The organism is Kitasatospora sp. NPDC093679, assembly GCF_040683455.1.
In the GTDB taxonomy this organism is placed as follows: domain Bacteria; phylum Actinomycetota; class Actinomycetes; order Streptomycetales; family Streptomycetaceae; genus Kitasatospora; species Kitasatospora arboriphila.
In genome coordinates this window covers 186,629-201,881 of record NZ_JBFBDW010000002.1, presented here as the reverse complement: position 1 = coordinate 201,881, position 15,253 = coordinate 186,629, and the positions used below count along the sequence as shown (strand labels likewise).

The 15,253-nt window shown below is 76.0% G+C and carries 8 protein-coding genes; 4 read left to right on the top strand and 4 right to left on the bottom strand.

Going from position 1 to position 15,253, the window contains the following annotated elements:
- Positions 1-64: 64 nt before the first annotated feature.
- Positions 65-2,005, bottom strand: a complete 1,941-nt coding sequence (locus AB0O09_RS02900) for a hypothetical protein (protein ID WP_363539560.1) — start codon at positions 2,003-2,005, stop codon at positions 65-67.
- A gap of 146 nt (positions 2,006-2,151) precedes the next feature.
- Positions 2,152-4,230 carry a SpoIIE family protein phosphatase gene (locus AB0O09_RS02895; protein ID WP_363539558.1) on the bottom strand — a complete coding sequence of 693 codons (2,079 nt, stop codon included), beginning with the start codon at positions 4,228-4,230 and terminating at the stop codon, positions 2,152-2,154.
- A 151-nt stretch (positions 4,231-4,381) separates the two neighbouring features.
- On the opposite strand from AB0O09_RS02895, the gene AB0O09_RS02890 reads away from it, so the two are divergent.
- Complete coding sequence (locus AB0O09_RS02890) at positions 4,382-6,055, top strand: SpoIIE family protein phosphatase (protein WP_363539556.1); 1,674 nt, start codon at positions 4,382-4,384, stop codon at positions 6,053-6,055.
- Between the two features lie 41 nt (positions 6,056-6,096).
- On the opposite strand, the gene AB0O09_RS02885 is transcribed toward AB0O09_RS02890, so the two are convergent.
- On the bottom strand, positions 6,097-8,178 hold the full coding sequence (locus AB0O09_RS02885; RefSeq protein ID WP_363539554.1) for an MDR family MFS transporter: 2,082 nt from the start codon (positions 8,176-8,178) through the stop codon (positions 6,097-6,099).
- A gap of 102 nt (positions 8,179-8,280) precedes the next feature.
- On the opposite strand from AB0O09_RS02885, the gene AB0O09_RS02880 reads away from it, so the two are divergent.
- Together AB0O09_RS02880 and AB0O09_RS02875 are read left to right on the top strand one after the other, a co-directional pair.
- Positions 8,281-8,808, top strand: a complete 528-nt coding sequence (locus AB0O09_RS02880; protein WP_363539552.1) for a 2'-5' RNA ligase family protein — start codon at positions 8,281-8,283, stop codon at positions 8,806-8,808.
- An 82-nt stretch (positions 8,809-8,890) separates the two neighbouring features.
- On the top strand, positions 8,891-10,426 hold the full coding sequence (locus AB0O09_RS02875) for an ATP-dependent DNA ligase (protein ID WP_363539550.1): 1,536 nt from the start codon (positions 8,891-8,893) through the stop codon (positions 10,424-10,426).
- Positions 10,427-10,435: 9 nt separating this feature from the next.
- Here the strand turns inward: AB0O09_RS02875 and AB0O09_RS02870 are convergent, their stop codons facing one another.
- Positions 10,436-11,383 (bottom strand): pseudouridine synthase, encoded by a 948-nt coding sequence (locus AB0O09_RS02870; RefSeq protein ID WP_363539548.1) that lies wholly within the window; start codon positions 11,381-11,383, stop codon positions 10,436-10,438.
- 118 nt (positions 11,384-11,501) lie between these two features.
- On the opposite strand from AB0O09_RS02870, the gene AB0O09_RS02865 reads away from it, so the two are divergent.
- Positions 11,502-15,221: a SpoIIE family protein phosphatase gene (locus tag AB0O09_RS02865; protein WP_363539546.1), complete on the top strand. Its 3,720-nt coding sequence runs from the start codon at positions 11,502-11,504 to the stop codon at positions 15,219-15,221.
- Positions 15,222-15,253 lie beyond the last annotated feature (32 nt).

The following is a 15,253-nucleotide window of genomic DNA, read 5'->3' as shown; positions in this document are numbered from 1 at the left end:
GGCCGTTCGCGGCCCGCCGGGGCGGCCGGGCGGGTGAGCGCCGGCGGTGCCCGCGGCGGGCCCGTCAGGACAGCGGGCGGACGGGGGTGCCGTCCGCGCGGGCGCCCTCGACGGTGGGCCGGTCCGGGCCGGGCAGCTCGACCGCCAGGGTGCGGTCGCGGACGGCCCGGTCGGCGGCGCCCGGCTCGTGGACGGTGAGGCTGACGACGCGGCGGCTGGCGGCGGCGAGCAGCAGGTCGTGCCCGTCGGGGGCGCGCCACCGGCTCCAGGCCACGGTGTCCTGGTCGAAGCGGCTGCAGCCGCGGCCCTCGGCGTAGCCGGTCCTGGCCGGTTCGGCGGCGCCGGGCAGCAGCAGTTCGGTGGCGGCGGAGCCGGTGCCGTTCCAGCGGTCGGTGCGCAGGCAGACCCAGGTGGCGGTGCCGGCCCGCTGGGGCAGCGGCTGGACGGCGAAGGCCCAGGCGTTCAGCGCCTTCACCCCGGGGGCGCGCTCCGGGATCGCGCAGACGGTGCGGGCCCAGGTGGTCAGCGCCTCGCTCCCGGTGGCCTCGCGGGGTGCGCGGGCGGCCCCGGTGGTGGGCGGCGGGGTGTAGGTGAGGTGGGCGGGGGCGAGGCCGCCGAGGTCGGCGAGCAGGAAGGCGTGGTTCTCGGCGACCTCGCGGGAGGAGCGCAGTTGCAGGGCGGTGAGGTCCTGGCAGCCGTCCGCCGGGGGTGCGGGCACCGGGTCGGTGACGCCGTCCTTCCGGCCGAGCGGGCGGGCGGGTGTGTCGGGGGCGCGGAGGCTGCGCAGCGAGGCCTCGGAGATCCAGGGGGCGAGCAGGTAGCGGACGGCGTCGCCGGTGCGGTGCAGCACCAGCGCGGCGGCGGTGGTGACGTCGGAGTCGTCGGCGCGGGCGAGCTGCAGGCCGCGGCCGTCCGTCCAGCGGGCGATCCGGCCGCCGTCGGAGAGCAGCACGACCTCGTCGCCGTCGACGCTGCCGGCGTAGAGCAGCTGCGGGGGTGCGGCGGGCGGACCGCCGGCGGTGCCGGGTTCGCGGCCGGTGGGTCCGGCGCCCGGGACGGCGCCGTCCCAGGCGGCGAGGGCGCGGCCGAGCAGGGCCCGGTCGCCGGTGCGGTCGCCCCGGGCGGGCCAGGCGGTGTGGTCGAGCCGGGCGGTACGGCGCCACAGGCCGGGGTCGGCCCGGACGAGTGCGTCGGGACGGGCCGCGGTGACCGCGTCGGAGCTCGGCAGCCGGAGGGCGGGCGCGCGGGACTCGTGCCGGAGCATGTGGGCACCGACGGCGAACGGCAGGAACAGCAGGGCCGCGCCGGCGATCCGGGCGGCGCGCCGGCGGCGGATCAGGTCGGCGGGCTGGACGCGCACGGTGCACGGGTCGAAGCGCTCGCCGTCCCACTGGGCGGCGAGGTCGGCGGGGACGGCCGCGGCCTCGCGGCGGGCCCGGTCGGGGCGTGTCCCGCCGGCCCGGACGAGGACGGCGGTGACCTCGGCGGGCGGCAGGCCGTCCACGGCGCGCAGCGCGTAGGCGGCGCGTCCGGCCGGGCTCAGTGCGGCGAGGGCGCGGTCCAGGGCAACGGCCTCCGGGCCGCCGTCGGCGGTGGTCAGCCGCAGGCCCCAGACCTGCGGCAGCAGCCGGACGGCCCGGTCGCCGGGCCGGTGGGCGGCGCCGAGGGCGCGGCACACCACGCGGTCGCGCAGTTCCTCGTAGAGCTCCTCGGCGGGGCCGCGGCGGGCGGCGGGGTGCCAGGGCGGGCCGGCCAGGGCGCGCTGGGTGACGGCGTGGGCGCGCAGCAGGCGCCGGCGGCGGTCGGCCCCGGCGGGCAGCACCAGGTAGGCGATCCGGGCGAGGCGGCGGTAGTTGACGACCAGGACCTCCTCGGCGTCGCTCTGCACCGCGTCCTCGCGCGGCGGGCCGCCGGGGAGCGGCCCCGGCGGCTCGGCCGCGTCCGGCTCGGGCGGGCGGGGAGCGGCGGGCCGCGGCGCGGGGCGGCGCGGGGTGGGGCGGTCCATGGGAGCGGGCTCCGGTGGCTAGTGCTGGTCCGGCGGTTCGCGTCGAGTCCCGCCCCGCGGCGCGGATCGTCGGACGGGCCCCGCGGTTCGGGCGGCAGCCGGGTGGACTGCAGCCGGGGTGGACTGCAGATCATCCAACGAGTTGATCATGCGATGGTTGCGGCCCGCACGGACTCGGGGACGGGCTGCTCGGACCAGACGGTCTTGCCGCGCTCGCCGTACCGGGTGCCCCAGCGGCGGCTCAGGTGCATCACCAGGAACAGGCCGCGGCCGCCCTCGTCCCCGCTGCGGGCGAGCCGCATGTGCGGGGCGGCCGAGTTGCTGTCGGAGACCTCGCAGAGCAGCCCGCGGTCGCGGATCAGCCGCAGCCGCACCGGCCCGCGGCCGTAGCGGATGGCGTTGGTGACCAGCTCGCTGACGATCAGTTCGGTGTCCGCGGCGATCGCCTCCAGCCCCCAGGCGGCGAGCTGCTGGGAGACGAGGGTGCGCGCGGTGGAGACCACGGCCGGGTCGGCGGGCAGCGTCCACAGCGCGACCCGGTCGCTGCCGAAGAGCTTCGTCCGGGCGAGCAGCAGCAGCGCGTCCTCGTCGAGGCGGTGCGGGACGGCGGCGTACGCGACGTCGTCGCACAGTTCGCGCAGGCTGCGGTCGGGGTGGGCGAGCAGCCTGCGCAGCCGGTTCCGGCCGGAGCGGTCGCCGGTGTCGGAGCCGGCGGTGAGGCCGCGGGTGTGCAGGGCGAGCAGGCTGCCCTCGGGCAGTTCGACGTGGACCGCCTCGTAGCCCTCGCCGCCGCCGCGGCCGAGCGCCGGGCCGACGGGCACCTCGAAGTCCAGCAGGCTGCCGTCGCGGGCGATCGGCACCAGCGGCGGGTGGCCGGCGGCGGCCGCGCTGCACCGGCCGGTCACCGGGTCGTAGACGAGGTAGAGGCAGCTGGCGAGGACGGGCGGCTCGCCCGGTTCGGGGACGGTCTCCTCCGCCAGCCGCCGGACGGTCTCGTCGAGGACGCCGAGCAGTTCGTCGGCCGGCAGGTCCTGCCGGGCCAGGGTCTGCACGACGGTGCGCAGCTGGCCCATGGTGGCGGCCGCCTCGACGCCGCGTCCGGCGACCGTGCCGCAGACCAGGGCGACCCGGCCGCCGGAGAGCGGGACGACGTCGAACCAGTCGGCCCCGGCGTCACCGGACAGGTGCAGGTAGGCGGTGTCGACGGCGGGCAGCTCGGGCGGGCGGACGGGCAGCAGCCGGCGCTGCAGGGCGGTCGCGATGGTCCGCTCGTGCAGGTACTGCCAGGCCCGGTGGACGCTGAGCGTCGTCCGGTCGGCCAGCTCCGCCGCCAGTTCGAGGTCCCCCTGGTCGAACGGCTCCTCGGTGGCCGTGCGGACGAAGACGGCGAGGCCGAGCGCGGTGCCGTGCACGGTGAGCGGCGCGACGATCAGCGAGTGCGCGCCGGCCTCGGCGAGCCGCCGGGCCCGCACCGGGTCGGCCGACAGCAGCGGCTCGTCCGGGGTGAGGCGGGCGATCAGCCGGGGCCGGTGGTCGTGCATGCTCTGGCTGAGCACGGTCGGGAAGTGCAGGGAGGTCAGCTCGCCGTCCGGTGTCCTGCTCTGGAACTCCTCCACGGAGCGCAGCACCACCCGGCGCAGCGGCGCGTCCGCCGCGACCGGCCCGGCCTGCAGCCGGCGGCCCCGCAGCACGTCGTCCAGCAGGTCGACGATCACGACGTCGGCGAAGCGCCCGATCGTCACCTCGGCGAGTTCGCCGACGGTCGCGGAGGCGTCCAGGGTGGAGCCGATCAGCCGCTGGGCGTCGTGCAGGATCGCCAGCCGGTCCGCGGTGTTCTGCTGCTCGGTGACGTCCTCGGCCATCACGGCGAGGCCGAGCACCCGGCCGCCGGGGGCGTTCAACCGGAAGACCGACAGCGACACCACCATCCGCTTGCTGTCGTCGTGCGGGAGGGTGCCGGAGACCCGCAGGCGCCGCACCGAGTTGCCGGTCGCCAGCACGGACCGGGCGACCTCGGTCAGCTTCTCGTGCGGGAACCCGGGGGCGAACTCCTCCACCGTCCGGCCGACCACGGCGTCCGGCGGCATGCCGCGCATGCCGCGCGCAGCGGTGTTGAAGCGCACCACCCGGAGATCCGGATCGAGCACGAACAGACCGGCCGGGGCACGGGTGAACAGCGCCTCCAGCAGAGCGGTGTCGGTGCGGACGCGGTCGTTCGGCTGCACGGGTGCACCCCTCTCCGGGCCTAGGGCTCGCTCTCCACCTTGTCAGCGCCCGGGCGGGCGGCAAGTCGGCGCCGGGCCGGGTGCGGATGCAGCCGCCCGGCCCGCCCGCGACGATGGAGGGCAGACCTGCTGCCGGAAGGCGGTGACGCCGGTGTCCCACGACCACGTGTGGCGTGCGCTGCCGTCCCCCGTGCGCGAGCTCCTGGAGGGCACACCGGGCGCGGTCGGCGTCCTCGACACCGACCTGCGGTACGTGTACGTCAACACCGCGCTGGCCCGACTGAACGGCGCCCCGGCCGCCGACCACATCGGCCGCACCATCGCCGAGGTCGTGCCCGGCATCGACGCCCGGCTCGACGTGCTGCGGGCCGTGCTCGCCGACGGCGTCCCCCGCGAGACCACCTCCAGCGGCCAGACCCGGGTGCCCTCCCCGCTCGCCCGGCGCTACTTCCACGGCGCCTACCACCGGCTGGAGGTCGACGGCACGGTCGTCGGCATCGCCGGCATCGTGCTGGAGGTGACCGCCTCCCGGCAGCAGCAGAACGAACTGGAACGCGCCCGCGAGCGGCTCGCCATGCTCGACAGCGCCTCCACCCGGATCGGCACCACCCTCGACATGGACACCACCTGCGTCGAACTCGCCCGCTTCCTCGTCCCCGAGCTCGGCGACGCCGCCTCGGTGGACGTGCTGCCGCCCGAGGAGGCCCCCGCCGCGCACACCCTCCCCGGCGTCCTGCGGCTGCTCCGCGCCTCCCTGGTCTCCGTACCCGAACTGGAGGAGACCGCGGCGGCCCTCGGCAAGGCCGGCGAGCACATCGACCACCAGCCCGGCTCGGCCGCCCGACGGGCGCTGGAGAGCGGCCGCCCGGTGATCGAGAACATGCCGGCCGACGACCGCCTCGGCCGGGCCGCGGCACACCCCGACCGGCTGGCGGCGCTGCGCCGCGGCGGCGTGCACTCCGGTCTGGTGGTGCCGCTGCTGGCCCGCGGCCGCGCCCTCGGCACGGTCACCCTGATCCGGGCCGGCAGCTCGCCGGTGTTCACCCCGGAGGACACCGTGGTGGTCGCGGACCTGGCGCTGCGGGCCGCCGTCAGCATCGACAACGCCCGCCGCTTCACCCGCGAGCACGGCATCGCCCTCGACCTGCAGCGCGCCCTCCTCGCCGAGCCCGGCGCCCCGCACCCGGGCCTCGAAGTGGCCTTCCGCTACCGGCCCGCCGGGGCGAGCGCCCTGGTCGGCGGCGACTTCTACGAGACGGTGGCCCGCCCGGACGGCAGCACCCTGCTGGCCATCGGCGACGTGATGGGGCACAGCCTGGAGGCCGCCGTCGAGATGAGCCACTACCAGGCGATGCTGCGGATGGTCGCCGCCGGGAACCTGCCGCCCGGCCGCGTCCTGGACCGGATGGACCGGCTGACCGCGCCGCTCGCCACCGGGCGCCCGGCGACCTGCCTCGCGGTGGTGATGTCCCCGCGGAGCGGCACCTGCACCTTCGCCAGCGCCGGGCACCTGCCGCCGGCCCTGGTCGCCCCCGACGGGACGGTCCGCCTGCTGTCGGTCGAGCCGGGCCCGCCACTCGCCGCCGGGTTCGGCGGGTTCCCCGAGGTGACGGCGCAGTGCCCGCCCGGCCACCACCTGCTGCTCTACACCGACGGGCTGGTCGAGCGCCGCGACGAGGCCATCGACGCCTCGCTCGCCCGGCTGACCCGCCTGCGGCTCCCCCCGCACGCCGGCGGCGAACAGCTCTTGGACGCCGTCCTCACCGGCCTCTCCCCCACCGCCGACGACGACGTGGCCCTCCTCGCGGCCACCCTGCGGGACTGAGGCACCCACCGGGAGGTATCCCACGCGCCCCCGGTGGCCCTCTAGTGCTTGCCGGCCCCCGCCGGGTCGCCCGGTTCGCGGGACGGGAGGCCCTCGGTGAGGTCCTCGGCGATGAGGCGTTTGGCGATGGCGTGGACGGCGGCCCGGAGTTCGGCGCTGCGGGGGCGGCCCGCCTCCTGCTCCAGCTGGTCGTTCAGCCACTGGGCCCAGGCGCCGCCGATCCGCTCGGCCTCCCGCTGCCCCGCCTCGGTGTGCATGTAGTAGCCGTTCACCCGGGACAGCCAGCCCTCGCCGACGGCCCGGTCGAAGACCGGTTCGAGCACCTCGCCGGGCAGCCGCCGGCGGGCCGCGATCAGGGTGAGCGAGGCGTGGCCGACCGTCCGGGTGAACAGTTCGACCTGCATGACGGCCCAGGCCACGGCGATGTCCAGCCGGGTGCCGGACCGGGCGACGACGTCCCTGGCGGTGTCCTGGTCGGTACCTCGGATGATCTTGGCGACGGAGAGTTCGAGCACCCGCGCCGAGTCCCCGGAGACCGGGGAGGCGAAACCCTCGCCCATGTCGGTGGAGGAGGCGCGGGTGGAGTCGCGCAGCTTCACCTGCTTGAGGAAGAGCGCGACGACGAAGCCGACCGCGGCCACCGGCACCGTCCAGAGGAACACGGTGTGCAGGGCGTCCGCGTAGGCGTCGACGATCGGCGCGGCCTGGTCGGCGGGCAGCGCGTGCAGGTCCTTCGGGTTCTGGGCGGCGTTCACCAGGACGGCCGGGTCGGCGCCGGTGAGCCGGGCGGAGGTCGCGATGCCCTCGGCGAGCCGGGGGCCGAGGGTGTTGGTGTAGATGGTGCCGAACACGGCCGTGCCGAAGGAACTGCCGAGGGTGCGGAAGAACGTGACGCCGGAGGTGGAGGTGCCGAGGTCGGCGTAGTCGACGGTGTTCTGCACGGCGATGGTGAGCACCTGCATGCTCAGGCCGATGCCGGCCCCGAGCACCAGCATGTAGAGGGACTGCAGCCAGGCCGGGGTGTCGGCGTCCATCAGCGACAGCAGGTACAGGCCGACGCCCATCACGGCCGAGCCGACGATCGGGAAGATCCGGTAGCGGCCGGTGCGGCTGACCATGGTGCCGCTGAACACCGAGGCGATCAGCAGGCCGAAGACCATCGGCAGGGTCCGCACCCCGGAGACGGTGGCCGAGTCCCCGTCGACGTACTGCAGGAAGGTCGGCAGGAAGGTCAGCGCGCCGAGCATCGCGAAGCCGACGATGAAGCTGAGCACCGCGCAGACGGTGAAGACCGGGTTGCGGAACAGCCGCATCGGCAGCATCGGCTCGGCGGCCCGGGTCTCGACCCAGCAGAACAGGCCGAGGGCGACGGCGCCGCCGACGAACAGGCCGAGGATGACCGGCGAGCTCCAGGCGTACTCGTTGCCGCCCCAGCTGGTCGCCAGGATCACCGCACTCGCGCCGACGGCGACCAGGGCGATGCCCAGGTAGTCGATCACCGGGCGGCCGGGGGCCCGCACCGAGGGGATCGTCCGGGCCGCGGCCAGCACCACCACGATCGCGATCGGCACGTTGACGTAGAACGCCCAGCGCCAGGTCAGGTGGTCGGTGAACAGGCCGCCGAGCAGCGGGCCGATGACGGTGGCCACGCCGAAGACCGCGCCGATCGCGCCCTGGTACTTGCCGCGTTCGCGGAGCGGGATCACGTCGGCGATCAGCGCCATCGAGGTGACCATCAGGCCGCCCGCGCCGACGCCCTGCATGGCCCGCCAGGCGATCAGCATCAGCATGTCGGTGGACAGGCCGCACAGGAACGAGCCGGTGATGAACACGACCGCCGACACCTGGAAGACCAGCTTGCGGCCGAACAGGTCGCCGAACTTGCCGACCAGCGCGGTGGTGACCGTCTCGGCGAGCAGGTACGAGGTGACCACCCACGACATGTGCTGGGCGCCGCCGAGGTCGGAGACGATCGTCGGCAGCGCGGTGCCGACGATCGTCTGGTCGAGGGCGGCCAGCAGCATGCCGAGCATGATCGTGACGAAGACGACGTTGCGCTGCCGCCGGTCCAGGACGGGCGGCGCGGCGGCCGGGACCGGCGGGCTGCTCTCGGTGGTGGTCACCCTCGCATGGTCGCCCGGTGGGCGGCCGGGCGCCCGTGCAGGGCCGCCGCGGCGGTGAACCCCGTCGGCCGGGGCGCCGGGGCCGGGCCGTAGCGTGGGCCCATGCAGACCGTCGAGCTGACCTGCGCGCCCGCCCTCGACGCGGCGGTGCGCGAGGTCTGGCAGCAGCTCTCGGAGGCCGGCCTCCCGAGCCTCGCCCACAACACCCACCCCGGGCACCGGCCGCACCTCACCCTGGCCTCCTGCGGGGCCGCGCCCGAAGGGGCGCTCGACGCGGTCGGCGAACTGCTGGCCGAGGCGCTGCCGCTGCCGGTCCGGCTGACCGGACTGCTGTCCTTCTCCGCGCGCAGCCGCCGGCGGGTGCTGAGCTGGGCGGTGGTCCCGACCTTCGAACTGGTCGACCTGCACCGCCGCGTCTGGCTCCTGCTGGACGGCGCCGCGGACCCCAACCCGCACTACCTGCCCGGCCGCTGGGCCCCGCACATCGGCCTGACCCGACGGCTGGAGCCCGAGGAGCTGGCACTCGCCCACACCGTGGTCGGCCGCCACCCCGACCTGACCGGCAGCTTCGACGCGGGCCGCAGCTACGACACCCTCACCGGCACCACCGTCCCCCTCGGCCCGCTCTGACCGGTCGCGGGCCGGGACCGGCGGCGGCCGCGCCGAGGGGGCAGGATGGCAGGCAGTGACCCGCCGCGGGAGGGAGTCGGCCGTGCTGGAACGCGTCGCCCGGGCGTCCGAGGCCGTGGCCGCCGAGCCGGGCCGGACGGCGAAGATCGTCCTGCTCGCGGACTGCCTGCGCGACCTCGGCCCGCAGGAGGCCCCGGCGGCGGTCGCCCTGCTCTCCGGCGAGTCCCGCCGGATGCGCGTCGGCGTCGGCTACGCGGCGCTGCGCGAGCTGCCCCCGCCCGCCGCGGAGGCCACGCTCGGGACGGCCGAGACCGAGACCCTGCTCGGCGACCTGGCGGCGGTGCACGGCCGCGGCGCGCAGGCCGCCCGGCGCACCCTGCTCGACTCCCTCTTCGGACGGGCCACCGCCCCCGAACAGCGGCTGCTGCGCGGTGTGCTGGTCGGCGAACTGCGGCAGGGCGCGCTGGACGGCGTGATGGCGGAGGCCGTCGCCGCGGCCGCCGGGGTGCCCGTCCCCGCGGTGCGGCGGGCGCTGATGTTCCGCGGCTCGGCCCGGGCGGTCGCCGAGGCGGCGCTCACCGGCGGGGCGGCGGCGCTGGCCGCCTTCGGACTGGAGGTCGGCCGGCCGGTGCGGCCGATGCTGGCCTCCTCCGCGCCGGGCGTCGCCGAAGCACTGGCGAAGGTCTCCCCCGCGGCCCTGGAGTGGAAGCTGGACGGGATCCGGGTGCAGGTGCACCGGTCGGGCGGCGAGGTGGGGGTGTTCACCCGCAGCCTGGACGACATCACCGCCCGCGTCCCCGAACTCGTCGAGGCAGCCCTGGCCCTGCCCGTCCGCGCCGCCGTCCTGGACGGCGAGGCGATCGCCCTGGGCCCGGACGGCAGGCCCCGGCCGTTCCAGGTGACGGCCGGGCGCACCGCCTCCCGGCAGGACCCGCAACGGCTGCGGGCCGAGGTGCCGCTGCACCCCTACTTCTTCGACCTGCTGCACCTCGACGGCACCGACCTGGTGGACGAACCGGGCGAACGCCGCTGGGCCGCCCTCGCCGGCCTGGTCGACGAACCGCGGCGGGTGCCCCGGCTGGTCACCGCCGACCCGGAGCAGGCCGCCGGCTTCCTCGCCGACGCGCTCGGCCGCGGCCACGAGGGCGTGGTCGTCAAGGACCTTGCTGCACGGTACGAGGCGGGCCGCCGCGGCGCCGGATGGATCAAGGTGAAACCGCACCACACCCTGGACCTGGTGGTGCTGGCCGCCGAGTGGGGCACCGGGCGGCGCCGCGGGTGGCTGAGCAACCTGCACCTGGGGGCCCGGTCCGGCGGCGAGGCGGGCCTGCCGGAGTGGGTGATGCTCGGCAAGACCTTCAAGGGGCTGACGGACGAACTGCTGGCCTGGCAGACCCGGGAGCTGCTCGCGCGGGAGACCGGCCGCGGCGACTACGACGTGCAGGTCCGTCCGGAGCTGGTGGTCGAGGTCGCCTTCGACGGCCTCCAGCGCAGTCCCCGCTACCCGGCCGGGCTGGCCCTGCGGTTCGCCCGGGTCGTCCGCTACCGCCCCGACAAGACCGCCGCCGAAGCCGACACCGTCGCCGCCGTACGGGCGATCGCTTCGGAGGGGACGTGAGCAGCGCCCCTATGCGGTGCCCCAGGTTTCGGGGGAGGTCCAGGCGGCCAGGGTGCGGCGGCTTTCGAAGTGGAGCGGCTCCTTGCTCACCGGGTCGGTGAACTCCAGCACGGCGCCCAGCAGTTGGAGCGGGCGGCGGAAGTCGTCCGGGGCCGGTTCGGTGAGCACCCGCGGGTAGAGCGGATCGCCGAGGATCGGCAGCCCGAGCGAGGCCATGTGCAGCCGCAGCTGGTGGGTGCGGCCGGTGTGCGGGTGCAGCCGGTACCGGCCGAGGCCGTCGCGGTGCTCGGCGAGCTCGATCCGGCTCTCGCTGTTGGGCTCCCCGGGGACCTCGAAGGCGGCGAGCTCGCCGCGTTCCTTGACGATCCGGCTGCGGACGGTGACCGGCATCGGCCGCTGCGGGTCGAGTCCGGCGATCGCCTCGTACTCCTTGCGGACCGCGCGGCGTTCGAACAGGCCCTGGTAGGCGCCGCGCAGTTCGGGGCGGACGACGAACAGCACCAGTCCGGCGGTGAGGCGGTCGAGCCGGTGGGCGGGGCTGAGGCCGGGCAGGCCGAGGTCGCGGCGCAGCCGGGCGAGGGCCGTCTCGGTGACGTGCCGGCCGCGCGGGGTGGTGGACAGGAAGTGCGGCTTGTCGACCACGAGGATCCGCTCGTCCCGGTGCAGGACGTCGACGGCGAAGGGCACCGGGGTCTCCGGCTCCAGGTCCCGGTGGAACCAGACGTAGCCGCCGGGCCGGTAGGGGGTGTCGGCGGTGAGCGGGCCGTCGGCGGTGACGAAGACGCCCGCCCGCAGCATGTCGGCGACCCGCTCGGGGCCGACCGCCCGGCCGTAGCGCTCCAGCAGGTACGCGCCCGCGGTGGGCCACGGCCCGTCCGGCGGCAGCCGGAGCCGGACCGCGTCGATGCCCTCCCGCTGCGGCAGCGGGCTCGCCGGGATGCCTGGCCTGCGTCTCACCGTGCGAACCCTATCGGCCGCACCGGGACGCCCGTACGGCCGTGCGCTCCTCTGGGCGGGCTCCGGCTGCCATGGGAGGATGGCAGGGCGGAAGGCCGATCTCTGGACGGTGCCTGGCATGGACAATCCCGAGCAGGGCACGAGCTCCCCGAACCGCCGGGATCCGGCTGCGGAGGGGCCCGACGGGCACGCCCGCGACGGGCTGCTCATGGTGCCGATCGCGACGGCGTTGATCGCCGAGGACGGGCGCATCCTGCACTGGAGCCGCGACGCGGAGATGCTGCTCGGCTACAGCACCGAGGAGGCGATCGGCGAGTTCGCCGCGAACCTGCTGATCACCGAGGACCAGCGGGACGACGTGCTGACCCTGTTCGACCACATCGTCAGCGGTCGGGCCTGGTCCGGGGTGTTCCCGGTGAAGCACCGCGAGGGCCACCACGTGAACCTGGAGTTCCGCACCCACCCCATCGCCGGGCCCGACGGGCGGCCGCTCGTCCTCGCGGTGGCCTCGGACGTCACGGCGCTGCGCCGCCTGCAGGCGGACCTCGCCGTGCTGGACGGCTTCTTCACCCAGTCACCGGTCGGCATGGCCGTGTACGACTCGGAGCTGCGGTTCGTCCGGCTGAACAGCGCGCTGGCGAAGATCAACGGCCTGCCGGTCGCCGAGCACCTCGGCCGGCGGGTCACCGAGGTGCTGCCCGGCATCAACGGCCGCGAGGTCGAGGCGGTGATGCGCAAGGTCCTGGACGGCGGGCCGCCGGTGGTCGACTCCCGCTCGCACGGCCGCACCCCGAGCGACCCGACGCACGACCACGCCTGGTCGGCGTCGTACTTCCGGCTGGACGAGCCCGGCGGGCAGGTGCTGGGGGTCAGCTCGACCATCGTCGACGTCACCGAGCGGTACCGGGCCGAGCACGCCGCGGCGATGGCCCGCGAGCGGCTGACGGTGCTCGCCGAGGCCACCGTCTCCATCGGCACCACGCTGGACCTGCGGCAGACCGCGCGGGAGCTCGCCGAGGTGATCGTGCCGCGGCTGGCCGACGCGGTCGGCGTGTTCGCCCTGGAGCACCTCGTCTCCGGCGCCGAGGCGACCACCGGCGAGGACGGGCTGCGGGTGCGCCGGCTCGCCGTCGCCACCGCCGATCCGGAGCACCCGATCGGCGAGCTGCCGACCGAGGCGGTGTACCGGATCCCGCCGGGATCGGTGTACGAGCAGGCGCTGAGCTCCGGCCGGACGATCGTCGCCCCCAACTGGGACCTGCCGCTGCTCGCCGACGAGGCGCTCACCGAGCGCGTCCGCGACTACCTCGACGACCGGCCGCGGCCGGTGCGGGTCGCACCGCTGGTCGCCCGCGGCACCGTGCTCGGCATGGTGGTGTACTCGCGCAGCCCCGACCGGGAGGGCTTCGGCCCGGAGGACAGCACCCTCGGCGACGAACTGGCCTCCCGGGCCGCCGTCGCCATCGACAACGCCCGGCTCTACCTGCACCAGCAGCAGACCGCGCAGGCCCGCGAGCAGGCCCTCACCGAGGCCCGCGCCGCACAGGAGCGGCTCGCCCTGGTGAACGCCGCCTCGGCCCGGATCGGCACCACCCTCGACCTCGCGCAGACCGCCCGGGAGCTCGCCGAGACGGCCAGCCCGCGGCTCGCCGACACCGTCGTCGTCGAGGTGCTGGACGCCCTGGTGCGCGGCGCCGAGACCGGGGCGCCCGGCCGCGCAGACCGGTCCGCGGTGCTGCGCCGGATGGCCTTCCACACCGTGCCGGGCAGCGGCATGAGCCCGGTCTCCCCGGTCGGCAGCGTGCACCGCTTCCACCCGTCGACGCCGTACGCCTGGGTGCTCGCCCACCGCAGGCCGGTACTGCTGCCGGAGCTGGACGAGCCGACCCTCAACTGGTTCAACGACGACCCGGAACGGGCCGCGGCCGTCCGCGAGCAGCGGGTCCGCTCGGTCATGGTGGTGCCGCTGATCGCCCGCGGCTCCGCCGTCGGCGTCGCCACCTTCTACCGCAGCGTCACCGAGCGCCCGTACGACCAGGAGGACCTGCGCCTCGCCGGTGAGCTCGCCTCCCGGGCCGCCGTCGCCATCGACAACGCGCTGCTCTACACCCGGGAGCGGGACGCCGCCGAGCAGCGCCAGCGCGCCCTGGAGGCGGCCGGCGCCGCGCAGGCCCGGCTCGCCCTGCTGAACGAGGCGTCCACCCGGATCGGCACCACCCTCGACCTGCAGCGCACCGCGCAGGAGCTGATCGACGTGGTGATCCCGCGGTTCGCCGACTTCGTCACCGTCGACCTGCTGGAGTCGGTGCTGGAGGGCGACGAGCCCGAGCCGGTGCCCCGGGACGGCTCGGTGATGCTGCGGGCCGTCGCGGTCGGCGAGGTCGGCGCGAGCGGCACCATGATCGGCGCGGCCGACCCGGTCGGCGGCGGCTCGCGCTCCGCGCAGCTGTACGCGCAGAGCCTGCGCACCGGCCGGTCGATCCTGGTGCCGCACGTCGACGAGGCCGCGCTGCGCCGGATCGTCGCCCACCCGAACCGGATCGCCCCCAGCCTGGAGGCCGGCGTCCACTCGTACCTGATGGTGCCGCTGCTCGCCCGCGGCACGGTGCTCGGCGGCGTCGAGTTCGTCCGCACCCACAACCCGGAGTCCTTCACGCACGCGGACGTGGCGCTCGCCGAGGAGCTCGCCGCCCGGGCCGCCGTCTGCATCGACAACGCCCGGATCTACCGCCGCGAGCGGGACACCGCGCTCACCCTGCAGCGCAGCCTGCTGCCGCAGGACGTGCACCGCACCCCCGGCCTGGAGATCGCCCACCGCTACCTGCCCAGCAGCGTGATCAGCGAGGTCGGCGGCGACTGGTTCGACGTGGTGCCGCTCAGCGGCGGCCGGGTCGCGCTGATCGTCGGCGACGTGATGGGCCACGGCATCCGGGCCGCCGCCACCATGGGCCAGCTGCGCACCGTCGCCCGGACGCTGATCACCCTGGAGATGGACCCGGCCCGGGTGCTGCGCCGGCTCGACGACGCGGCCGCCGCGATCGGCGAGAGCCAGTTCGCCACCTGCGTCTGCGTGCTCTTCGACCCGGTCGACCGGATCTGCACCGCCGCCACCGCCGGCCACCTGCCGCCCGTCATCGCCCGCGCCGACGGCTCCACCGAACTGCTCGAACTGCCTCCCGGCGCGCCGCTCGGCGTCGGCGGCGTGCCCTTCGAGTCGGTGCACACCACGCTCGACGAGGACGCCATCCTCGTCCTCTACACCGACGGCCTGGTCGAACGCCGCGGCCGCGACCTCGACGAGGGCATCGACCTGCTGCGCCGCACCGTCGCCGAGCGCCGCAGCTCGCTGGAGCAGACCTGCGACGCGGTGCTGGCCGCGCTCGGCGCCGCCGCCGGGCAGGACGACATCGCGGTGATCATGGCGCACTCGCGGCCGATCGGCAGCGACCGGCTCGCCACCCTCACCCTGGCCGGGGACCGCGCCATGGTCCGGCACGCCCGGCGGTTCGCCCGCGACACGCTCACCGAATGGGGGCTGAACGGGCTCACCGACATGGTCGAGCTGCTGACCAGCGAGCTGATCACCAACGCCCTGGTGCACGCCGGCGCCCCCGTGCAGCTGCGGATGTTCCGCAACCAGGTGCTCACCGTGGAGGTCGCCGACCGCGACCGGCACGAGCCCCGGCTGCGCCGCGCCCGCGCCGAGGACGAGGGCGGCCGCGGCATGCACCTGGTCAACGAGCTGGCGCACCGCTGGGGCGTGCGCGCCACCAAGGACGGCAAGGTCGTCTGGTACGAACTGGAGCTGCCGCCCGGCGCCGCCCGGGGCGCCGCCTGATCTCACCCGGACGGCGCACGGGCTGCTCCGTC